The organism is Streptomyces sp. TOM-9, from assembly GCF_056858595.1.
Map to the genome: position 1 here is coordinate 8443420 of NZ_JBXEQB010000001.1, position 22641 is coordinate 8466060.

Annotated in this window: 17 protein-coding genes; 5 read left to right on the plus strand and 12 right to left on the minus strand. The window is 73.9% G+C overall.

The features are described 5' to 3' along the window. Positions 1–126: 126 nt before the first annotated feature. Positions 127–1296 (plus strand): HEAT repeat domain-containing protein, encoded by a 1170-nt coding sequence (locus tag AC1VWI_RS38895; protein WP_499515740.1) that lies wholly within the window; start codon positions 127–129, stop codon positions 1294–1296. A gap of 97 nt (positions 1297–1393) precedes the next feature. On the opposite strand, the gene AC1VWI_RS38900 is transcribed toward AC1VWI_RS38895, so the two are convergent. The 6 genes from AC1VWI_RS38900 to AC1VWI_RS38925 all read right to left on the minus strand — a co-directional run bounded on the left by AC1VWI_RS38900 (position 1394) and on the right by AC1VWI_RS38925 (position 6323). Continuing rightward, positions 1394–1792, minus strand: coding sequence for a VOC family protein (locus AC1VWI_RS38900; protein WP_499515741.1), 399 nt, complete (start codon positions 1790–1792; stop codon positions 1394–1396). 90 nt (positions 1793–1882) lie between these two features. Next, positions 1883–2200 (minus strand): hypothetical protein, encoded by a 318-nt coding sequence (locus AC1VWI_RS38905; protein WP_499515742.1) that lies wholly within the window; start codon positions 2198–2200, stop codon positions 1883–1885. A gap of 59 nt (positions 2201–2259) precedes the next feature. Then, on the minus strand, positions 2260–3069 hold the full coding sequence (locus AC1VWI_RS38910; RefSeq protein ID WP_499515743.1) for an ABC transporter ATP-binding protein: 810 nt from the start codon (positions 3067–3069) through the stop codon (positions 2260–2262). After that, entirely contained in the window at positions 3066–4175 is a 1110-nt protein-coding gene (locus AC1VWI_RS38915; protein ID WP_499515744.1) for a FecCD family ABC transporter permease, read from the minus strand. The genes AC1VWI_RS38910 and AC1VWI_RS38915 overlap by 4 nt, the downstream gene beginning before the upstream one ends. Continuing rightward, the gene (locus tag AC1VWI_RS38920; RefSeq protein WP_499515745.1) at positions 4172–5176 is read right to left on the minus strand and encodes a FecCD family ABC transporter permease; all 1005 of its coding nucleotides are present in this window, start codon (positions 5174–5176) and stop codon (positions 4172–4174) included. The genes AC1VWI_RS38915 and AC1VWI_RS38920 overlap by 4 nt, the downstream gene beginning before the upstream one ends. Before the next feature lie 91 nt (positions 5177–5267). Then, positions 5268–6323, minus strand: a complete 1056-nt coding sequence (locus tag AC1VWI_RS38925; RefSeq protein ID WP_499515746.1) for an ABC transporter substrate-binding protein — start codon at positions 6321–6323, stop codon at positions 5268–5270. A 196-nt stretch (positions 6324–6519) separates the two neighbouring features. Here AC1VWI_RS38925 and AC1VWI_RS38930 point away from each other — a divergent pair, with 196 nt between their 5' ends. From AC1VWI_RS38930 to AC1VWI_RS38940, 3 genes are read left to right on the plus strand one after another with little or no spacing between them, the layout of a single operon-like run. Beyond that, a complete protein-coding gene (locus AC1VWI_RS38930; protein ID WP_499515747.1) occupies positions 6520–6969 on the plus strand; it encodes a MarR family winged helix-turn-helix transcriptional regulator in 450 nt (149 codons plus the stop codon). Then, on the plus strand, positions 6966–8747 hold the full coding sequence (locus AC1VWI_RS38935) for an MFS transporter (RefSeq protein WP_499515748.1): 1782 nt from the start codon (positions 6966–6968) through the stop codon (positions 8745–8747). The genes AC1VWI_RS38930 and AC1VWI_RS38935 overlap by 4 nt, the downstream gene beginning before the upstream one ends. Then, positions 8723–9283 (plus strand): cysteine hydrolase family protein, encoded by a 561-nt coding sequence (locus AC1VWI_RS38940; protein ID WP_499515749.1) that lies wholly within the window; start codon positions 8723–8725, stop codon positions 9281–9283. The genes AC1VWI_RS38935 and AC1VWI_RS38940 overlap by 25 nt, the downstream gene beginning before the upstream one ends. Here AC1VWI_RS38940 and AC1VWI_RS38945 read toward each other — a convergent pair. The 3 genes from AC1VWI_RS38945 to AC1VWI_RS38955 all read right to left on the minus strand — a co-directional run bounded on the left by AC1VWI_RS38945 (position 9264) and on the right by AC1VWI_RS38955 (position 14785). Then, entirely contained in the window at positions 9264–10016 is a 753-nt protein-coding gene (locus tag AC1VWI_RS38945; RefSeq protein WP_499515750.1) for a hypothetical protein, read from the minus strand. The genes AC1VWI_RS38940 and AC1VWI_RS38945 overlap by 20 nt on opposite strands. A gap of 27 nt (positions 10017–10043) precedes the next feature. Further along, the gene (locus tag AC1VWI_RS38950) at positions 10044–10613 is read right to left on the minus strand and encodes a GNAT family N-acetyltransferase (protein WP_499515751.1); all 570 of its coding nucleotides are present in this window, start codon (positions 10611–10613) and stop codon (positions 10044–10046) included. 95 nt (positions 10614–10708) lie between these two features. Next, entirely contained in the window at positions 10709–14785 is a 4077-nt protein-coding gene (locus AC1VWI_RS38955) for a discoidin domain-containing protein (protein WP_499515752.1), read from the minus strand. 287 nt (positions 14786–15072) lie between these two features. Here AC1VWI_RS38955 and AC1VWI_RS38960 point away from each other — a divergent pair, with 287 nt between their 5' ends. Beyond that, positions 15073–15483 (plus strand): Type 1 glutamine amidotransferase-like domain-containing protein, encoded by a 411-nt coding sequence (locus AC1VWI_RS38960; RefSeq protein ID WP_499515753.1) that lies wholly within the window; start codon positions 15073–15075, stop codon positions 15481–15483. Between the two features lie 12 nt (positions 15484–15495). Here the strand turns inward: AC1VWI_RS38960 and AC1VWI_RS38965 are convergent, their stop codons facing one another. Genes AC1VWI_RS38965 through AC1VWI_RS38975 form a run of 3 tightly spaced genes read right to left on the minus strand, consistent with a single transcriptional unit; the run spans position 15496 to position 22608 of the window. After that, positions 15496–16497, minus strand: a complete 1002-nt coding sequence (locus AC1VWI_RS38965; protein WP_499515754.1) for an ABC transporter ATP-binding protein — start codon at positions 16495–16497, stop codon at positions 15496–15498. Beyond that, on the minus strand, positions 16494–19259 hold the full coding sequence (locus AC1VWI_RS38970) for a hypothetical protein (protein WP_499515755.1): 2766 nt from the start codon (positions 19257–19259) through the stop codon (positions 16494–16496). The genes AC1VWI_RS38965 and AC1VWI_RS38970 overlap by 4 nt, the downstream gene beginning before the upstream one ends. Before the next feature lies 1 nt (position 19260). Next, positions 19261–22608 (minus strand): ABC transporter permease, encoded by a 3348-nt coding sequence (locus AC1VWI_RS38975; protein WP_499515756.1) that lies wholly within the window; start codon positions 22606–22608, stop codon positions 19261–19263. Between the last annotated feature and the right edge of the window lie 33 nt (positions 22609–22641).

Here is a 22641-nt window from a genome sequence, read left to right on the forward strand (position 1 = left end):
GCAATGTACTCCCCCCTCCCCACATCGCTCACTGCCGCCCCACAGTTAACGCGGGAACACGGGTGAAAGGGCCGGATTCGCCTGATGTGCGCGGCCGTTGTCGGACCTCTGCGGCAGACTGCCGCCATGTCCGCGAACGAAGACGCCGCCACCGCCCTGCCCGAACCCGCCGCCCTGTTGCCGGCGACCGACTGGGCGGCCCTCGCCCACGCCTACGGGCCCGCGGACGGCACCCCGGACGACCTGCTCGGGCTCCTGCACGACGACCCGGAGGTACAGGCGGAGTCGCTCGGCCGGCTGGAGATGTCCGTCCTGCACCAGGGGTCGTTGTACTCCGCCACCGCGCCCGCCGCGCTGTTCGTCGCGGGCATCCTGGGCGACCCCCGCACGCTCGCCGTTCACGAGAGCTACTTCTCCTGGGACGACCGGGTCCGGCCGCTGCGTGCCGCGCTCCTGGAATGGTTGGGCGAACTCGCCGACTCCGCGGCGTACGAGGAGGACGAGGAGGACGGCGACGAGGAGGCGGAGGAGGACGGCGACGAGGACTGGGCCGAGGAGATCGCGGCGACCGAGGCGTGCCGTGCCGTCCGGCCGCAACTGTTCGGCGCGGTCGTGCCCTGGCTGGACGACGCGGACGCCACCGTCAGGGAGGCGGCCCTCGGCGCGGTGACGCATCTGCTGCGGGCGCCCGAACTCGCCGACCGCGTACCGGCAGCGGCCGAACGCCTGGAGCGGATCGCCCGGGCCGACGGAGACCGCCGCGAGCGGGCGGGTGCCCTCCTGTCGCTGCGCGCCTGGGGTCATGACACCGGCGGCTTCCTGACGGACCCCGACCCGGCGGTGCGCGCCTGCGCCGCCCTGGGCACCTCCGACTCCGCGGCCGTGCCGGCGCTGCTCGACGCGCTCGCGGACCCCGCGGCCGCCGACGCGTGGTTCGACGAGCCGCTGCCCCAGTTCGACGGCTGGTTCCGCTTCACCCTGCTGCGCGGACTGCTCGACCGCGCCCGGCACTTCGACGAGGTCCTCCCGGCCGCCCTCGCTCTGGTGCCGAAGTACCACCAGCACACCGTCGACAGTGAGTGGGGCCCGCTCCTCGCCTGCGCCTTCCCGACCCCGTACGCTCCCGGCCGGCCGCTGACGCAGGCCCAGCGTGCCTTCCTGGAGGCCCTGGTCGGCCAGGACGCCTGCTGGGGCACCATAGCCAACCGCGTCTCCTGGCTGCGGGCCGCGGGACTCCCCACGGAGCGCGGGCCGCTGCGGGACCTCCTCGCCGCCGCGCCGCCCGGCTCGTGCTGAGAGCGCGGCCCGGTCCACCGCCGCCGGAAGTGGCCGCGGGGCATCCGGCGCTGCCCCCGGAGGTCATGCGGCACATGGTGCGGGGCCTCGCCCCTGGTCAGCCGCCGTCGCGGAGGTAGCCCGCGCGTCCCTCGTCGTCGAGCTCGAACGGCCCCTCGGGGACGACGCAGAACTCGTTCCCCTCGGGGTCGGCCATGACCAGGAACCCGCCCTCGGCGTACTCCTCGAGCACCCGCCCGCCCAGCGCCTCGATCCGCGCCCGCTCCGCCCCGGGATCGGGCGAGGCCACGTCGAAGTGGACCCGGTTCTTCCCGGACCTGGGCTCCTCGGTCCGCTGGAAGCCCAGGCCCGGCCCCTCGTCCCGCGCGAGCCACACGTACGGGCCGATCCGCGCCACGACCGCCCGCCCCAGCAACTCGCCCCAGAACGCGGCCAGCCGCTCCGGATCCGCACAGTCGACGACGACGTCCTTGACGCTCAGGTGGGTTCCGTTCATGATCCGATGCTCCCAGACGGCGCTGTCCGAACCGGGCCGACCCGGGCGCAGCGCAGCCGCCGCGCTGACGTCTGCCTGGCCGGTGCCGCTTCAGCCGCCGTCGCGGGGCATTGCCGCCACGAACTCCGCCAGGTCCGCCGCCTGTGGCGGGGCCTCGCGGGGGAGGAAGCGCCGGTAGTGGTCGGCGACCAGGCGGCGCAGCGTCGTCTCGGCCGGTGCGGCGCCGGTGAGTCGGAGGCTGACCCGATGGGGTTCGCCCGTCATGCTCAGAGGGCGTGCCTGCGCGTCGAATCCGCAGGCGTACTCGTCCGGCATCTCCCAGTAGGCATCCGCGTGGGCGACGTCCCTGAGGACGTACATGTGGAAGTCGTCGTCGAAGAGGATCACGGGGCCGGTCGGTGCGGTCATCCGGGCAGTATGGCGGAGGCCGTCGGCCTCCGCCGTGGCGTGCGACGGGGGGGGAGGGGTCAGTCCGCCGCGGCGGGCTGCCAGGGGACTCCGGGGACGACGAGGGGGCTTCCCGTGACCGGGTCGGGGACGATGACCGACGTGAGGCCGAAGACCTCGTGGACGAGGTCCGCCGTGACGATGTCGCGGGGCGGGCCCTGGGCGACGATCCGGCCGGCCTTCATGGCGATGAGGTGGTCGGCGTAGCGGGCGGCCTGGTTGAGGTCGTGGAGCACGGCGACGACCGTGCGCCCGCGCCCGTGGTTGAGGCGGCGGACCAGGTCCAGCACCTCCACCTGGTGGGCGATGTCGAGGTACGTGGTCGGCTCGTCCAGCAGGAGCAGGTCGGTCTCCTGGGCGAGGGCCATGGCGATCCACACCCGCTGGCGCTGCCCGCCCGACAGCTCGTCCACCGGCCGGTCCGCGAGGTCGGCGGTGCCGGTGTGCTCCAGCGCCTCCGCTACGGCGCGTTCGTCGGCCTCGGACCACTGCTGCCACCACTTCTGGTGCGGCTGGCGTCCGCGCGCCACGAGGTCGGCGACGGTGATGCCGTCCGGCGGCGTGGGGCTCTGCGGCAGGACGCCGATGGCCCGGGCGATCTGCCGCCCGGGGATGCGGGCGAGTTCGGTGCCGTCCAGCAGGACCGTGCCGGAGCGCGGCTTGAGCAGCCGGCCCAGCGCGCGCAGCAGCGTGGACTTGCCGCAGGCGTTGGGGCCGACGATGACGGTGACCCGCCCGTCGGGGACCTCCAGGTCCAGGCCGTCGACGACGGTGCGGTCCTCGTACGCCAGGGTCAGCTCCCGGGCGGTGAGTCGGCTGGTACGGCTCATGAGGTGGTGCCTCCGGAACGGCTGCGGGTGCGGGCGATCAGCCACATCAGGTAGGGGGCGCCCACCGCTGCGGTGAGGACGCCGACGGGGAGTTCGACGGGGGAGAACAGGCGCCGGGCCAGCAGGTCGGCGACGACGACCACGAGCGCGCCGGTCAGCGCCGAGGGAAGCAGCGGGATCTGCGCCGTACGGGTCAGCCGCCGGGCGATCTGCGGGGCGAGGAGGGCGACGAAGTCGACCGGTCCCGTGGCCCCCGTCGCCACCGAGGCCAGGACGATGCCGAGCGCGGTCAGGCCGAGCCGTACCCGGTCCAGCCGGATGCCGAGGGCCAAGGCGGTGTCGTCGTCGAAGGAGGCGCCGCGCTGGGCCCTGGCCGCCCAGAGCGCCGCGGGGATCGCCAGGAGCAGCACCGTCGCCAGGGGAGCGGCCTGGTCGTAGCCGCGGCTGTTGAGCGAGCCCGTCAGCCAGACCTTGGCCTGCTGCGCGACGAGGAAGTCGCCCTTGGTGAGGAAGAGTTGCGTGAGCGAGCCCAGGGCGACCGAGACGCCGATCCCGACGAGGACGAAGCGCGACGCGTGGAGCCCGCGGCGCCAGGCGAAGACGTAGACGAGCAGCGCGGCCGCCAGCCCGCCCGCGATCGACACGTACGGGAGCGCGGTGTGCGAGGCGAGCCCGAAGCTCATCGCGGCGACCGTCGCGGCGCCCGCGCCGTGGGTCACGCCGATGACGTCGGGGCTGGCCAGCGGGTTGCGCGCGACGGCCTGGACCAGCGCCCCGGCGACGCCGAAGGCGACCCCGGCGAGCAGGCCCACGACCAGGCGGGGCAGTCGCAGCGTGCCGACGACGAGCTGGTCGGGGCTGGGACGGCCGAGGAGGACGTTGACGACCTCCACCGGGGAGACGAAGGACTCGCCGACGCAGAGGTAGAGCACGACGGCCGCGAGCAGCAGCACGGCGAGCACGACGGCGGCGAGGACCGCCCGGCGGTGGACCAGGAAACTGCCCCGTCCGGGACGGAACAGGGCGTGCCCGGCCGGGCGTACGGAGAGCCGGGCGGGCGTGGGCGTGGGCGTCGGCGAGGCCGTGGGCGCGGTCGCGCGGCTCATGCGGCCACCACCGTCCGGCGCCGCACCAGCGCGATGAGGAACGGCACGCCGAGCAGGGCGGTCATGACGGCCACCGGTACCTCCGAGGGCGGGAAGACGATACGGCCGAGCACGTCGGAGGCGAGGATCATCACCGGCCCGAGGAGGGCGGCCACCGGCAGCACCCAGCGGTGTGCCGCACCGACCAGGGCCCGGGCGATGTGCGGAACGGCCAGGCCGGTGAAGGCGATCGGCCCCACGGCGGCCACGGCCGCGCCGGTCAGCACGGTCGCCCCCACCGCGCCCAGGACGCGCAGCAGCGCCACGTTGTGGCCGAGGCCCTTGGCGGCGTCGTCGCCGAGCGCGAGCGCGTCCAGGCCCCGGGCCATCGTCGCGACCAGCAGCAGTCCGGCCGCCACGAACGGCCAGATCTGGCCGATGACGTCGCTGCCGCGGCCGCTGATCGAGCCGACCTGCCAGAACCGGAACTCGTCCAGTGCGTGGGCGTCGGTGGTGACGATCCCGGCGACCACGGAGGCGAGGAAGGCGTTCATCGCGGCGCCCGCCAGCGCGAGCTTCACGGGGGAGGCGCCGCGGTAACCGCCCGCGGCGACGGCGTACACGCCGACCGCCGCGACCGCCGCGCCCACGAAGGCGAACCAGACGTACCCGGTGAGGGTGTGCACGCCGAGGAACGCGATCGCGCACACCACCCCGACGGACGCGCCCTGGCTGACGCCCAGGATGCCGGGTTCGGCGATCGGGTTGCGGGTGACGCCCTGCATCACGGTCCCGGCGACGGCGAGGGCGGCGCCGGCCAGCACCCCGATGACGGTGCGCGGCACGCGCAACGCCCGCACCACTTGGGCGTCGTCACTGGTGCCACCGTGCAGCAGGGCCTGGATGACCTCGCCGGGGGCGATCTGTCGGCTGCCGACGGCCAGGCTCAGCAGGACGGCGATCAGCAGCATCACCGCGCACCCCACCAGCCAGGCGATACGGCGACGGGTCGGTCGCGCCATGCGCCGCGCTCACTCTCTCTTTCCGGGTTCCGCGTTGCGGATTGCGGGTCGTACGGGCGCCCGGCGTACGGCTCTCGGTGGCCTCGCGGGCTCACGCCGTGAGGCGCTGCTCCAGGTCGTCGAGGACCGCGTTGGCCGCGGTGACCCCGAGCCCGAGGTACCAGGTCTCGTCCGGGACGTCGAAGGCGTGGCCGTCCTTGACCGCGTTCAGGTTCTTCCACAGCGGGTTGCCCTGGGCCTTGGACTTCTCGGTGGCCTTGGGGTCGCCGTAGACGCCGGTGAAGATGTAGTCGGCGTCGGCCTGGTCGATGTTCTCGGCGCTGATCTCGGCGGCCAGGTCCTCGATGTCCTGGTTCTTCGGCCGCGGGATGCCGACGTCCTTGAGGATGGTGCCGATGAAGGAGTCGTTCGCGTAGAGGCGGATCTTGCCCTCGGGCATGTAACGCACCATCGACACGGTCGGCTTGTCGGCGCCCAGCTTCGTGCCGAGTGCCTCCGCCTTCTTCGCGTACGCGTCGAGGTTCGCCTTGGCCTGCGCGGTCTTGTCCAGCGCGGCGGCGTTGAGGAGGTAGTTCTCCTTCCACGTGAAGCCGGGGCGGATGGAGAAGACGGTCGGCGCGATCTGCGACAGCTCGTCGTAGGAGTCGGCGGCGCGCAGCTGGCTGCCCAGGATCAGGTCCGGCTTGAGCGCGGCGATCGCCTCGAGGTTGAGGCTGTTGATGGTGCCGATGTTCGCGGGCTTGCCCGCGGCGCCCTTGAGGTAGGACGGGAGCTCAGGCGAGCCCTCGGTGGGCGCGAGGCCGACCGGCTTGATGCCGAGCGAGACAACGTTATCGAGCTCGCCCACGTCCAGGACGACGACGCGCTTCGGCTGCGCCTTGACGACGGTGCTGCCCATGGCGTGCGTGATGGTGCGCGGCCACTCGCCCGGCTTGGCGGTGGTGCCCATGGCCGCGGTCTTCTCCGCGGCGTCCCCGAAGTCCTCGCCGCCCTGCGCGACGGACTTGGAGTCCTTGGACCCGGCGGTCGCGGAGGCGGCTGCGCTGCCCTCCTTCCCGTTGCTGCTGGATCCACCGCAGGCCGCGAGGGAGAGCGCGGCGGCGATGGCGACAGCGACGGCGGCTGTGCCGCGGCGCCGAAGAGACATGTGGAGACTCCTGTACGTGGTTCGCCTTTGAAGTATTAGGCGAGCCTAACCTTATGCGCTGCCTGTGTGCCCTCCGCAAGCGGGGGTCCCCCGGCGCCCCGCCCGGTCCCGGGCGCCTGGAGGCCGCCACCTCTTGGTCCGGTCTTGACCGGAACCAGATAGTTACATCAGATTGATTAATCTATTGTTACTACTCATGGATGCGAAGGCACTCGAAGCCGGTGATCCGACCGAGGTCGGGGCCGCGTTGCGGCTGAGCGTGGGCCGGATCGCGCGGCGGTTGCGCCAGGCGCACGCCGTGGGGGACGTGACGCTGTCGGAGGTGTCGGTGATCGCCCGGCTGGACCGGGACGGCCCGGATTCGCCGGGGTCGCTGGCCGAGTTGGAGCGGGTGCGCCCGCAGGCGATGGCGACGACGCTGGCCGGGCTGGAGGAACGCGGGCTGGTGAGCCGCAGGCCGGACGCGAAGGACAAGCGGCGCGTCGTGATGACGGTGACGGAGGCGGGGCTCAAGGTGCTCGCGGACCGCCGGTCGGAGTCGGTGCTGCGCCTGGCCGCCGTGCTGGGCGGGCAGTTCACCGCGCAGGAGCGGCGGCAGCTGGTCGACGCGCTGCCCCTGCTGGACCGGCTGGCGGAGCAGCTGTGACCAGCGCGGACGTCGACGGCGGCCGCTACAAGTGGGTGGCGCTGTCGAACACCACGCTCGGCGTGCTGATCGCGACGATCGACGCGTCGATCGTGATCATCTCCCTGCCGGCCATCTTCCGCGGGATCGGCCTCGACCCGCTCGCCCCCGGCAACATCGGCTACCTGCTCTGGATGATCCTGGGCTACCTGCTGGTCTCCGCCGTGCTCGTGGTCGTGCTCGGCCGCCTCGGCGACATGTTCGGCCGGGTCCGGATGTACAACATGGGGTTCGCGATCTTCGCCTGCGCCTCGCTCGCCCTGTCCCTCGACCCGCTCAGGGGCGGGGGCGGCGCCCTGTGGCTGATCGGCTTCCGGATCGTGCAGGCCGTCGGCGGGTCGATGCTGACCGCGAACTCTGCGGCCATCCTCACCGACGCCTTCCCCACCCGGCAGCGCGGCATGGCGCTGGGCATCAACCAGATCACCGCGCTCGCGGGCCAGTTCCTCGGGCTGATCGCCGGCGGGCTGCTGGCCACCATCGACTGGCGCGCGGTGTTCTGGGTGAGCGTGCCCATCGGCATCGTCGGCACCGTCTGGTCGTACCGCAGCCTGCGGGAGACCGGCGCGCGGAAGCCGGGGCGCGTCGACTGGATCGGCAACCTCACCTTCACCGCCGGCGCCGGGGGGCTGCTCGCCGCCATCACGTACGGCATCCAGCCCTACGGCGGCCACCCCACGGGCTGGACCAACCCCTGGGTGCTCGGCGGCCTCGCGGCGGGCGTGCTGCTGCTCGTGGCGTTCTGCGTCGCGGAGACCCGGGTCGCGGAACCGATGTTCCAGCTCGGCCTGTTCCGCATCAGGGCGTTCGCCGCCGGCAACGTGGCGGTGCTGCTGACCGCGATCGCCCGCGGCGGCCTGCAGTTCACCCTCATCATCTGGCTGCAGGGCATCTGGCTGCCGCTGCGCGGTTACGACTTCGAGCAGACGCCCCTGTGGGCGGGCCTGTTCATGCTGCCGCTGACCGTCGGCTTCCTCGTGGCGGGGCCGGTGTCCGGATACCTGTCGGACCGTTTCGGCGCCCGGTTGTTCTCCACCACAGGACTGGTCCTCGTGGCGGCCGCGTTCGTCGGCCTGCTCGCGCTCCCGGTCGACTTCCCCTACCCCGCCTTCGCGGCACTGCTGCTGGTGAGCGGCATCGGGCAGGGCATGTTCTCGGCCCCCAACACCTCGGCCATCATGGGCAGCGTCGCGCCGGATCAGCGCGGCGTCGCCTCCGGCATGCGCTCCACCTTCCAGAACTCCGGTACGGCGCTCTCCATCGGCCTGTGCTTCTCGCTGATGATCGCCGGACTGGCCGGCTCGCTGCCGCAGACGCTCGCGGACGGACTGCGGGCGAACGGCGTGCCCGCCGGCACCGCCGAGCAGGTCGCCGGACTGCCGCCGGTGAGCACCCTGTTCGCCACCTTCCTCGGCGACAACCCGATCGGCCACCTGCTCGGGCCCAGCGGGGTCCTCGGCACCCTGCCCGAGCACCAGGTGCACGTCCTGACCGGCACGGCCTTCTTCCCCACGCTCGTCTCCGGTCCCTTCCACCACGGACTCGTCACCGTCTTCGGCGCGGCCACCGTCATGGCCCTGATCGCCGCGCTCGCCTCGGCGCTGCGCGGCCGCCGCGACACCCCCGCGGCGAGCCGTCCCGGCGGCGACGCGAACGACCCGAACGACCCGAAAGACCCGAACGGCATGAACGGCACGGACAAAGGACAGCAAGAATGGCGCACAGCGCACTCCTCGTGATGGACGTCCAGCGAGCCATCACCGACCGCTTCACCGGGGACGCCGGCTACCTGCCCCGGGTGCGTGACGCGATCGACGCCGCGCGTGCCGCGGACGTCCCCGTCATCCACGTCGTCATCGGCTTCCGCGCCGGGCACCCGGAGATCAGCCCCCGCAACAAGACCTTCGGTGCGCTCGCGCAGGCGGGCGGCTTCGCCGCGGGCGACCCGGGCGCCGAGATCCACCCCGACGTCGCGCCCGCCCCCGGCGGCGTCGTCGTCACCAAGAAGCGCGTCAGCGCCTTCGCGGGCAGTGACCTGGACGTCGTCCTGAGGGCGCGCGGCATCGACAGCCTCGTCCTGACCGGCATCGCCACCTCAGGCGTGGTGCTGTCCACGCTGCGCCAGGCGGCCGACCTCGACTACGGCCTCACCGTCCTGTCCGACGGATGCCTGGACGCCGACCCGGAGGTGCACCGCGTGCTCACGGAGAAGGTGTTCCCGCGGCAGGCCGACGTCGTCACCGTGGAGGAATGGGTCAAGTCCATGGCCCACTGACCCCGAGGGCGCGGGCGAGCCGTTCCCCCTGGGCGGCGGTCACGCCGAGGCCCGGCAACGGTTCCGGGCCCGGCCGCCCCTCGCCCTCCCCGGTACGGGAACCGCCACCGCTGAGCGGCGAACCCCACGCCGGGTCGTGCCAGATCCCGTCCCCCGGCCCGCCGATGAGGCACCGGGCCGCGAGCGCCGCCGTCTCCTGCGGCGCGCCGACCGCCGTGAGCGCTGCGGCGATCCGCGCCAGGGCCTCCGCGGCGTGCCGCCGGCCGTCCGTGAGCACGGGCAGCAGGAGCAGCAGCCGGGCGGCGGGATCGGACAGGCCCTCGTCCGGGCCGGAACCCGGTACCGCGTCGGCGACGTGCACCAGTTGGCGCCACCGCAGACCGGGTCCGTACGCGTCGCCGGCGTACGAGAACAGGGTCTCCGCGCGGACCCAGCCGGGGTGGGTGAGCAGGTAGTCCAGCCCGGCGTCGCCGTCGAGGTTCCGGTGGACCAGGACGACGCAGTGGCCGTCCCCGAAGGGCACCCTGAGGACCGGCCAGGCCCGCTCGTCGTCCAGCACCTCGGCCAGGGCATCGGTGTCGGCCCCGTCGTCCCCGAACCACTCCGGCTCGGGACGCTCGCCGTCCGGCCCGGCCTCGCACCACCCCAGGAGGTGGTTCGCCCAGAAGCCGGGCCGGTCCGTCAGCGGCTCACCGGCCGTCAGCGGCCCGTGGTCGTACCCCTTGATCAGCACACCGGACAGGATGCCAGGCGCCGCCGGTCAGGCCAGCGGCACGGTACCGGCCGCGGACGCGGCGGCGGACACGCCGGCACGCAGGTCGAGACGGAGACGCACGAAGTCGGCGCCGCCGGGGCCGGGGCGGCGACCGCCCTGCGGTACCCAGCCGTGACGGGTGTAGAAGGCGAGGGCGCGGCTGTTGCGCTCCCAGGCGTCCAGCAGCCCCGTCTCCAGGTGGGAGTCCCGCAGGAAGCGCACGAACTCGGCGTGCAACCGTCCCCCGACGCCGCGGCCCCAGCGGTCGGGGCGTACGTGGATCCAGTGCAGCTCACCGCACGCCGGCGGGGCCTGCGCGCCCTCCTTGGGCGGCCCCATGGCCACCACGCCGACCACCTCGGTGTCCTCGACGGCGCACAGCACCGTCGTCGCGCTCGACTGGATGGCGTGCGCCCAGGACGCGCGGCGGCGCGCCCACCCGTCGGGGCTGTCGATCTCGGAACCGGGCAGGCCGCCCGCCTGGTAGTACGCGGCACGCGCCTGCGTGTGCACGTCCACGATGGCCGCCAGGTCGCCGAACCGCGCCGGGCGCATCAGGGCTGGAGAAGTCGTCACCTCCTGTCAGACGTCCGCGATGTGGGACGGGTTCCCGGCGCGCCGCATCGCCGTGGCGGTCACCCGGCAGGTGACCGCCACGGCGGCGGCAGGGCCTACGGCTGCGCGGTGACCGGCGACACGTTGTAGCCGTCGACCCGCAGCTTCGGCCGCTTCGACGGCAGCGCCCCGGCGGGCCAGGACAGCGTCACCGTGCGGCTCTCACCGGGGAGCAGCCACAGGTAGTTGTCGCTGTACAGGGTGGGCAGCACCCGGTCGCCGGTACGGGAGTCCAGCAGGGAGAGCCGGACCAGGGCGGCGACCGTGGATCCCCGGTTGCTCAGCCGCGCGGTCAGCCCGTGGCGGTCGCCCGAGAGGTCCGTGTCCGTGACGTCGGCCAGGACCCGGGTCCGTGCGGCCTTGTTGAGCGCCTGCATGTGCTCGGGCTTGCGGTAGCGCCAGTAGACGTTCTCGGACAGCACGTCGCCGTGACGGTCCGTCAGCCTCAGCTTCAGCAGGTGGAAGTCCGGCAGGCCGTCCGTCCACGCCACGGTGAACGCCTCCGCCTTCGCGGACGCCGCCACGTCCACCGTGCCGCGACGTTCCGCGGACAGCGGATGACCCGACAGGTCGAGCAGCCGCGCGGACACCGTCGCACCCTTGAGGGCCGCGGGCGTGTGGTTGACCGCCACGACCTTCCCGGTCACGGGATCGGCCTGCACGTGGACGGGCTCGGCGGCCTTGCGGACCCCGTAGTAGGCGCCGTTGACGTCGAAGTCGTAGTCGTACGTCTGCCACACCGTGCTGTACCAGGCGGGGTGCGACATCCACAGCATCAGGCCGCCGGCGTCGTCCCACAGCCGGCCGTTCCAGGCCTCGAACATGGCGCGGAAGTTCTCGTAGTTGACGAACTGCGCCTTGCGGCAGAAGTCGTCGAGGTCCTCGGCCGTGCCCAGCCGGCCCTCGATGGCCGCGCGGTAGTTCTGCGGGGCCTGGTTGCCGCGGGTGCTCCAGTCGTGGTGGTACCAGACGCCGCCGACCGGCCACTCGGGCTCGTCGCCGGCCATGCGCCGCATGGTCTCGGCGGTCGACACGACGGGCATGCCGATCTCGGTGTGGAACCCGAAGCTGCCGCTGCCGTAGGTGGACGCGGAGTAGTACCGCTCGGGCTCGACCCAGCCGTAGGGCCCGCCGCCGGAGACGATGCCGCCCGCCGAGTTGTTCTGGTAGAGCAGCCCGGGCGCCTCCGCGCGCACCGCGGAGCGCATCCCGTCGTCGACCGGGCCCGGGGGGTTGCCCTCGTTGGCGCCGCACCACACCACGACGCTGGGGTGGATGCGGTAGCGCCGCACGGTGTCCTGCGCCAGGTCGAGGAAGGCCTGGCGGTTCGGCGGGTCCATCGCCCAGGCGTTGGGGAAGTCGTTCCACACCAGCAGGCCGTGCTCGTCGCAACTGGCGTAGAACTCCTCGCGGTTGCTGCTTCCCACCCAGTTGCGGATCATCGTGAAGTTCATGTCGCGGTGCATGCGCACGGCCGCGTCCATGCGGTCCGCGGGCATGCGGCGCAGCAGTTCGTCCCAGCCCCAGTTGCCGCCGCGGGCGAAGACCCGGACGCCGTTGACGCTGATCTTGAGCGGGACGGTGGAGTTGTCGACGGACTTCACGTCGGTCCACTCGTCGCCGTCGTCCGAGACCTGGACGGTGTAGGTCCTGGCGTACGCCTGCTCCCAGGTGATGACGACGCGGTCGAACCGCACCGCGGAGCCGAGGTCGACCTGGATCCACTGCTCGTCCTCGTACGCCGAGGACCAGCGGGTGCCGGGCTTGCCGTCCACCGCGTTGCCCGGACCGCTGCCGTCGCCCTCGGAGGACGAGGCGGTGGCCTCCTTGCGCAGCGCCAGGTCGGTGCCGGGCGTACCGCTGTCGACCACCGACAGGCCCCACATGGACGAGCCCCAGCTGGTGGCGCGCGTGTGGCAGAGGATCCGGAGGTAGCGGGCCGTGGTCGCGGCGATCTCCACGTCCTGCAGGCTCGCCGCGCCCGAGGTCTGGAAGGGCAGCGGGACAGCGGCGTTGTCGACGGACGCGGCGTCGGTCCAGTCGTCGCCGTCGTCGGAGACCTGGACGGTGTACGTCTCGGCGTAGGCCTGCTCCCAGGTGACGACGACGCGGTCGAAGGGGACCGCGGAGCCCAGGTCGACCTGGACCCACTGGTCGTCCTCGAACGCCGACGACCAGCGGGTGTGCGGGTCCCCGTCCGTGACGTTGCCGGGCCGGTTGGACGGGTCGTCGGTGGAGGAGGAGGTGGCCTCCTTGTGCAGCGCGAGGTCGAGGTCGGGCACGGTGCTGTCGGCGACCGACAGGGCCCACATCGACGAGCCCCAGCCGGTGGCCCGGGTGCGGCACAGGATCCGCACGTAGCGGGCGGTCCGCCGGGTGAACGTCACCGTCTGCGCGTAGGCGTCGGAGCCGGACTGGAAGGTGAGCGGGGTGTCGTACTCGTAGCCGAACTGGCGCAGGCCGAAGCGCGTGGTGCGCCGGTCGCTCTCCTGCCCGGCCACGGAGGCGGTGAGGGTGAGCCGGTGCAGCTCCGGCTCACCGTAGCCGTTGGGCCACCACAGCTTCGGGTTCCGCAGGCGCAGCTTCGGGTCCGAGGCCGGGTCGAAGACGACGTCGGTGCTGCCGCCCCCGGGCACGGTGACCGTCCGCTGCACACGCACGCCGTCGAAGGCGGCGGTGACGGTGACCGACCTGGCCTCCGCTGCGGCGTTGCGGAGCGGTACGACGATGGTCACCTCGGCCGTGCGGGTGTCGGGCAGGTCCGGCAGGACGGTGTCGACGCGGGGGTCGCCGAGGACGGCGTCGCCGGTGGAGCGCAGCCGTACGTGGTTCCAGATGCCGGCGGCCCGGTCGCGCACCGCGGGCATCCAGTCCCAGCCGGAGGAGGCCAGGTAGGTCGGCGAGTTGCGGTTCATCATGTTCGCGCCGGCGTCGACGAAGGCGAGGCCGGCCGCGCCCTTGTCGCCGGGGCTGCCCGGGAACGGCATGGGGCTGATCTTGACCGCGAGGGCCTGCGGGCCCTGCGCCGCCAGCAGCCCGGTCACGTCGTAGGCGGCCCGGGCGAAGGGGAAGGTGAGGGTGCCGGCCTGCTTGCCGTTGAGCCAGACGTCCGCCTCGTGGTTGACCCCGTCGAACTCCAGCCAGACGCGGCGCCCGGCCCCGGTGCGCAGGCCCTTGGGCAGGCGGAACTCGCGCCGGTACCACCAGGAGTGGCGGGAGAGGGCCTCGGGGATGTGCAGGTTGGCGAAGCCGGCGACCGGGTCGGGCAGGTGGCCCTCGGCCACGAGCGAGGACAGGACGGTCCCGGGCACGGTGGCCGGCAGCCAGGCGCTGGTGTCCACGGACGGCGCGGACAGTTCCGCGGCGCTGCCGCCCGCCCAGTCGTCCATGGTCAGGTCCCAGCCGGACTCCAGCGGCACGGTGCCGTCGTCGGCGACCTCCAGGGCCGGGGGCGTGCGGTGGTGGGTGCCCCAGTCGGTCCAGCCGGTGGCCTCGGGGCGGTGGCCGCGCGGGGTGCCGTACACCTGGAAGCCGTTGAGGCCCAGCGGGTTGGCGTTGGAGCGCTTGGTGACCGTCATCCGCACCCAGCGGGCGGTGACGGGCTGGGGCAGGGCGATCTCGACGACCCCGCCCTTGCCGTCCTCGGTGCGGTGCGCGACGGTCCACGACTTCCCGTCGCGCGAGGTCTCGATCACGAAGGCGACCGCGCAACTCGACAGGACCTCCTGGCCGGTGGTGTTGTCGCGGGGGTTGCCACCGGTCCCGGGCGTGAACGGCGGGTCGTCGACCGTCGCCTCGAAGGTGAGGCGGACCGACCCGACCTCGCACAGGGCCTCGAGGTCGACGGCAATCCACTGGGGGTCGCCGGCGGCGGCCCGCCATCCGGAGCCCCGCACGCCGACCCGGTCGAGGCCGTCGACGGCGAACTCGGCCGGTGTGGGGGCGTAGTCGGTGGAGGACACCGTGACCGGGCGGTACGCGGCGAGTTCGCTCCGCGCACCGGCCGGGTTCGAGGAGCGCGTCTGTGCCGTGGCGGCGGCGGGGAAGGCCATGCCGAGCCCGAACCCCGCGAGGAGGGTGGAGCCGGTGGAGAGTACGGCGCGTCGGGAGGGCAGGGAGGACTGGTCCGGCATGAACAACGGCTCCGTTCAGGGATGTTCAATGAGGAGGCGGCCTGGCATCATCGAGGCGATGACAACGTTGCCATCGCGATGACAACGTTGCCGAACATGCACCCGCCGGGAAGGGCCTGTCAAGGTTTTGGGCACGCCGCGTTCCGGGATTCTCCTAAATTAGGAATACATATTGACATGAGTCGGGCTTCGCGTCAGAGTCGTTGGTCCGCCCACGCCGGGGGCCGTTCCGGCGCTGGTCCGGGGCAGGAGGTGTCGCCCGCCGAGTGGCCGTCAAGGATGCCCGCATGACTGCGAAGAGAAGGATCGTGCTGCTGGGCGGCGGCTTCTCCTGGGCGCCCGGGTCGCCGCTCGACGCATACGTGCTGCGCACCGCCGGGCGGCGCCGCCCGAAGGTCTGCTTCGTGCCCACCGCCAGTGGTGACGCGCAGTCGTACGTCGAGGACTTCCACGCGGCGTTCGCCGCGCGCGACTGCGAACCAGCCCACCTGCCGCTCTTCCGCCGTGACCACCGGGACCTGCGTTCCTTCGTCCTCTCCCAGGACGTCGTCCACCCTGCGGCGGCAACACCGCGGCCCTGTTCACCGACGGCGAGCTCACGGAGGTCGTCGCGGAACGACCGGGCCCGACCCTGCACCGCCTGGAGCCCGGGAGCGGTGGAGCGGTGCGTGAGACGGGACTGCCCGCACGCCTGCTGATGTGAGGTCCGGTCAGGAACCGGGTGGGTTGCCGGTTTCCTCTTCGGGGTGGTCGGGGCGGATGGCGATGTGGTCGGGTTCGAGTTCGAGCATGACGCGGTTGCGGATGTCGAGGGCGTGGGTGTAGTCGCGGGGGAGTTGGAGGCGGCCGGAGCGGTCGACGGTGGCGTATTCGCTGGCGTGGACGGTGGTGCGGCCTTCGTCGTCGACGCTGGTGCGGCGGACGACTTCGGAGGCGGTGCGGCCGTCGCGGATGGCGACGGTGCGGTCGACGGCGGTGGCCACGGCCTGGTCGTGGGTGACGACGACGATGGTCGTGCCGAGTTCCTTGTTCGCCGTGCGGAACGCGCCGAAGACCTGTTCGCCGGTGGCGGAGTCCAGTTGCCCGGTGGGTTCGTCGGCGAGCACCAGGGAGGGGTGGTTGGCCAGGGCGACGGCGATCGCGGTGCGCTGCTGTTCGCCGCCGGACATCTGCTGGGGCCGGCGGTCGGCGCAGTAGCCGACGCCCATCAGGTCCAGCAGTTCGGTGGCGCGGTCGGTGCGCGCTTTGCGGCCTTTGACGCGGCCGGACAGCCGCATGGGCAGGACGACGTTTTGCAGGGCGGTCAGGTAGGGCAGGAGGTTGCGTGAGGTCTGCTGCCAGACAAAGCCGACGACCTCGCGCTGGTAGCGCAGGCGGTCGCCGGCGTCGAGGGCGAGCAGGTCGAAGCCGGCGACCGAGGCGGCGCCCGCGGTGGGGGTGTCCAGCCCGGCCAGGATGTTCAGCAGGGTGGACTTGCCGCTGCCCGAGGCGCCGACCAGGGCCATCAGTTCGCCCTGCTGCACCAGCAGGTCCAGTCCCTGCAGGGCCTGGACCTCCACGCCCTGGGCGGTGAAGATCCGCACCAGCCGGTCGCAGACGATCAGCGCGTCATGCCCGTAGACGGGCCGCTCCCGGCTCTCGGCGACGCGTCGCTCCAGGTCCGCCAGCGTCGCACCGCTCCGTGCCGCCGTCCCCGGTGTGTCCTGGCTCATTCCCGTTCCCCCATCCGCAGTTCCGTTCCCTCTCCCCGTCGCCCGGTCAGCCACGCCTGCCCCGCCAGCACCACGCAAGCCAGCACCACCAGCGCGGCCGACGGCAGCAGCAGCGACAGCGGGTCCGTACGCAGCACCGTCCCGGACACCCCGGTCACCGGCGCGGCCGCGGAGAAGGCGAGCGCGGTCAGATCCACCCCCTGACGCAGCAATGGGACCGTGGCCAGGCTGACCAGGATGCCGCCCAGGGCTCCCAGCAGGACCTGCGGCAGCATCTCCAGCACGGCCAGCCACTGCCGCTGAGGGCCCGTCATGCCCATCGTCCGCAGCCGCGCCAGCAACGCCTTGCGCTGCGGCGTGTGCACCATCAGGGAGAGCAACAGGGCCAGCGCGCTGTAGCCCGCGCCCGCCGCCACCGCCGCCAGGTAGACCCGCCGGGCGCCGGTCTGGAGTGCCGAGGAGGTGAACGACGCACGTTCCTCGGAGCGGAGGGCCACCGTCAGGTCGGCCGAGGCGGCGCGCGCGGCGGCGTTCAGCGCCCGTCCGTCCAGCCGCGGCCCCGTCACGTAGAGCGCGGTCGCGGCCTGGACGGGGGAGCGGGCGGTCTCGGGGTGCGTACGGGCCAGGCCGGCCGCGGAGACGACGACGAACTCGCCGCCCAGGACGGCGGGCGTCACGTCGCGCACCGCGGCCGTGCGCACCGGGGTCGCCCCGGCGAAGGCCTGCACGGACACGGTCGTCCTGCCGAACTCCCGTGCCAGCGCGGGGGAGACGATCGCGGGGAGAGGCCCGCTGCCGTCGCCCTCCAGTGTCGCGGCGGGGAAGGGGGTGCCGACGCCCGTGGCCGCCACCAGGGCGGCGTAGCGTGCCGGATCGACGACGACCAGGTCGTAGGAGGTACCGGCCGGCGCCGTCGACAGACCCGTCTCGATCCTCACGGGCGAGGTGCCGAGCACGCCGGGCACCCGCCGGACCCGCGCGTCCAGCCCCTCAGGGAGCGTGGTGAGGGACTCGATCCGGGCGTCGCCGCCGACCGCGCGCGTGGCGGCGCGGTCGCGGCCGCTCTCGACGCCGGTGAGGACCGAGCCGCCGAACGACGTCACGGCCAGCGCCACCAGCACGGCCACCAGCGGCAGCGCCGTGGCGGAGGGCGTACGGCCGGCCCGGGCCAGCCCCAGGTACAGCACCGTGCCCCGCATCCGGGCCGCGGGCCGGGACAGCAGCCGCAACGGAAGCGGGTACAGCCGGAGCAGGACCAGCGCCCCGATCACCGCGACCAGCACCGGTGCCGCGGCGGTCAGCACGTCCGCTCCGCCGTCCGCCGTGCCCCTGCGCCGCAGCGCCACGACCGCACCGGTCACGACGACCGCCACCGTCAGCTCCGCCACCGCCCGGCGGCGTGAGGGCCGGGCGTGCACGAGGTCGTCGCGCCGCTCCGGGCCCACCCGGCGGACGAGCGCCACCGCCCGCAGCGGCAGCGCCGGAACGGCGACCGCCGCCACCAGCACCCCGGCGAGCAGGGAGGTGGCGGAGCGCTCGGCCGGCACCAGCAGCAGCGCGAGCAGCACCCCGGCCGCCGTGCACGGGACGACCACGACAGCGCTCTCCGTCAGCAGCCGCGCGCACAGACCCCTCAGGCTGCTCCCGCGCGCCCGCAGCAGCCGCAGCTCGGTCCGGCGACGGGTCGCCGACAGGCCGCCCGCCATCAGCAGCACGATTCCTGCCACGGCGCCCACGCCCACCGTCGCGATCAGCACCAGTGGCGCGGCGGCCTCCCGCTCCCGTACGAACGGCCCCAGCAGCGCGGCGAGTCCGTCCTGACCCACGGTGACCGCCTGGCTTCCGGTCAGTATGCGCAGCTGGGTGGAGTCCGGTCCGCCCGACAGCGACGCCAGCCGGTCGCGCAGCGCGGGCACGTCGTGGGCGCTCAACGCGCCGACGTCGGCGGGGTGGTGCCAGTACAGGCGGGCGCCCTCCGGCAGGTCGAGCACCACGCCTCCGGCGTCCTGGCCGATGAGCGCGGTGAAGTGCCAGTAGTGCTCCGGGTCCTCACCCGGCGGGCCGGGGACGCTCACCAGGGTCGGGGCGAGCAGGTCCTGTTCGGCGTTCCAGAAGGCCTCGCCGGGCGAGTGGGGCTCGACGATCCCGGTGATCCGCACGGTCAGCCCGGCCCCGGTCGTGTCCATCAGGTGGACCGCGGAACCCGCGCGCAGGCCCATCACCTTCGCGGTCCGCGCGGTGACCACCGCCTCCACCTCGCGTTCCCCGGCGGTGGACGCCGGCATGCGCCCGGCGACGAGCCGGGAGCGGGCGGCGAGGGCCGGCTGGGAGATGAGCGTCGCCCGCGGATCGCGGTCCCTGGTCGGCCGGGGCAGGCCGGGATCGGTCGCCGCCGCGGCCTCGGCGTTGCGCACCCCGTACACCGTCTGCGCGGTGTCCAGGGCCAGCGGCGGCCGCACCACACTCCGGAACATGTCCTCGGTCCTGGCGAGTTCCCTCGCCTGGAACGGCGAACCGCCACCGCCCCGCACCCCGGAGAACGACAGGTCCAAGGTGGCCGTGACGCTGCGGTCGGTCAGGGAGGCCCGCCGGAGGGTGTCCCGCAGCGCGGCGTCCTCGTACGCCTCGACGGTGCGGGGCAGCGCCGCCGCGAGGAACGCGGTCACCAGTACCAGGGCGGCCAGCGCCAGCGCCCCACCGGGGGCGGCGCGCAGGCGGGAACCGGTCCACGACGCCGGCCGGGCGGTACGTACATCGGTCACGTCACTCCCCTCCCTGCCGGCGCAGCGCGCGGACCGGATCGGCCGTACGCAACGCCGCCACCGCCACCGCCAGCAGCGGCAGCACCGCCACCGCGGCCAGCAGTTCCAGCAACGGCACGGCGGGCAACTCCACCCGCACCTCGGGCACCGGGCTGTCCGCGCGTGCCGTCAGCACGATCAACGGCACGATCGACCGGGTCAGCGCCCCGCCCAGCAGCGCCCCGACCCCCACCGCCGTCAGCACCAGCAGCCCCTGCTCCGCCGCGACCACCCGGGCCAGCGACTTCCGCGGCGTGCCCAGCGCCCGCAGCAGTGCGAACTCCTCCGAGCGTTCCCGTACCGCTCCCGCCGCCGCGACCGCGAAACCCACCGCCGCCAGCACCGCGGCGGCCACCACCGCCGCCGGCAGGGCCGACAACGGACCCGCGCCCAGCGGGTCGCGCCGCAACTCCGCCCGTGCCTCGTCACGGACCACGATCGTGGCGGCGTCCCCCCGGGCGCGCAGCGCCGAGGCCACACGGGGCGCTCCGGCCGGGCCGGCGGCGAGCCACCACTCGGTGGGTTCCAGCCCGCGCTGGTCCTGGAAGACCAGGGCGCGGTTCAGGCTCGCCAGGTCCAGCAGGACGGCGCCGCCGCCGGTGCCCGTGGAGCCGTCCCGCCCGGTGGTGGGCAGTGCGTGGAGCGACCCCGTGATGCGCAGGGACAGCCGTGTGCCGTCGAGTTCGACCGGGACGGTACTGCCGGGCTTCGCGTCGACGGCGCTCAGGAAGGCGTCGGTGACGACCGCGGGCAGCACCGTGGGCGGCCGCGGCCCCGCCCGCAGGGTGAGGGCGGCTCCGTCGGCGCCGTTGGGGACGCCCCGCTGGAAGGGTTCCTCGCCGGTGTCGTAGCGGACGGTCAGCGGGGTGTCCGCGGCGGAGCGCGGTTCGCCGGTGCGTGAGGGGCGGTAGCCGAGGCCGGGGGCCTCGGGGAAGTCGGGGTTGTCGATCTGCGTGCGGGCGGACCAGGCCGTCGTGGTGGGGGAGGGCACCTCGCGTGTGCCGTCGCCGGTGGTCACCGCGTGGACGTCGGTGACCGTCAGGCTGTGCCGCTCGTTCCGCCGGGGCACCAGGTACTCGGCCCGGAACCCGGTCAGACGCAGCGGCCCGGCCGGGCCCGCGCCACGCACCCGGCCCGTGACGGCCGCGAAGTCGGCCTCCAGCACGTGCCGTTCGCCGTCGGCCCGGACCTCGCCGAGGGAGAGCGTGTACGGGACGCCGTACCGGTCGGTCAGCGTCACGAACAGCTGGTCGGTCACCGTGCCGGCGACGGTGCGGTCCCCGGCCCCCAGTGACCGGAGAAGGACCGTCAGGCGGAGCCGGTCCGTGCCGACGGGCAGGACGAATCCGGCGCTGCGGGCGGCGGGGCCGCCGTCCGCACGCAGGGGTCGCACGAGGTCCGCGAGGGGCTCGGCGGACAGGTCGTCACGCAATCGCAGGACACGGGCGGCCGAGGTGCTGTCCACGGCCAGGACGGTGGCGTCGCGGTCGCGGGGCAGGGACACGGTGGCGCGGCCGGCGGGGGTGACGGCCGCGATGCCGGGTACGTCGTCGTAGACGCCGCCCTGCCCGAACGCGGGCGTGGCGGAACCGGACACGCGCAGGTCGGCGCCGACCGCGAAGTCCGCCTGGTCGTCCTGGGACCGGGTCCAGGTGCTGTTCTCGCCGATCGCGAACATGCTGATCGACACGGCGAAGACCAGCAGCAGGGCGGGCCCCGCCCCGCGGCCCGGGCGGCGTGCCAGCTGCCAGCCCACCAGGGACACCGGCAGCCCGCGGGCCTTCGCCGCGCGGCGCTCGCCGAGCCGGGCCGCCAGCGGCAGCAGCCGCAGCGCCAGCACCGCACCCGCCAGCAGGCACAGCGCGGGCGCCCCCACCAGGACCGGATCCAGACCCAGCCGTCCGGAGGTGTCCGTGCTGAGCGTCCCACTGCCCGCCTCGCGGCGGGACAACTGCCAGAACGCCAGGCCGGCCACGAGGACCAGGCCCGCGTCCGCACCCGCCTGCACGCCGGCGGGCAACGCCCGCCGGCGCCGCCGCGCCGTGTACTCCTGCGTGTACGTCCCCGTGCGCCGCAGTACGGGCCCGACGACGGCGAGACCGCAGGCCAGCGCGGTGAGCGCGGCCACCCACCAGGCCGTCAGCGGCGAGGGCTCCAGCCGTACCCCCGCCCGCGCCAGCGCCCCGTGACCGGCGAGCAGCCGCACCAGCCGGCCGGAGAGCAGCGGGGCCAGCACCACGGCCGGTACGGTCAGCAGCAGGGCCTCGGCCGTGGCGAAACCGGTCATCTGGGCGCGCGAGCCGCCGCGGGCCCGCAACTGCGCGGTCTCGGCGGAGCGTTCCTCCGCGAGCAGTCCGGCGACCAGGAGCAGGGAGAGAGCGGCCAGCAACATCAGCTGCAGAACGCTGATCAGCAGGGTCGACCGGCTCACCAGCAAGGTTCCGCGCAACTCCACCAGCAGATCGGGGAGTTCACTGCTCGCCACGACGGAGTTCGCGGCCTGCAGGGTGCCCAGGCGCTGCACCGTCCGCTGGACGCTCCCGCTGACGCCGTCGGCGCGGGCCGTGGTCATCGCGGCGAAGTCCCCCTGCGCCTGCCAGGCCATCTCCACGGCGGGGACCCCGCCGGGGCCGAAGGCCCCCGGGGAGGTGACCATCGGCCCGTACGTGGTGAAGGAGAGCGTCCGCACGCCGCGGCCGCCCAGCGGGTCGAGCCGCCAGTACAGGGCATATCGGTCGACCGGCCGGTATGTCCCCGTCACGCGGACCCGCAGCGTGCCGTGGCGCAGCCGGTCGGTCAGGGTGAGCACCTGCCCGGTGCGCACCTTCAGCGCTTCCGCGGCCGCCTCGGGCAGCGCCACCGGGACCGGTCCGCCGGCCGCCGGGGCACCGGGGAAGGTGCCCTCGGCCATGGTCACCCGCGCCCGGTCCAGCGTCGACAGCACCGTCAGGTCCGGGTCCCCGGTGCGCGGGGCTCCGCGCGGCCGCAGGGTCATCGGCAGTCCGTACGGGCCGGAACGGGTGACCCCGGTGACGGACACCGGCAGGCCGTCGTAGGCGCCGACGACCGTGGCACGCACGGCCCCGTCGGCCGCGCCCGGGTCCTTGCCGTCGACGTCGGCGGTGATCCCGACCAGTGTCCGTGCCGCCGACTGCTCCTGCAGCGCGCGCCGCAGACCGGCGTCCCCCACGGCCGAGCTGAACGCGGCGAGCGCGGCGACCGCGCAGGTGGTGAGGAGCACGGAGAGCAGGGCGGCGGCGAGCAGCAGACGGTGTGCGCGCAGACGCAGGAACACGAACCCCGGCACCATGCCCCCCGTTCTCGATGGCCCGTGCAATGAGAT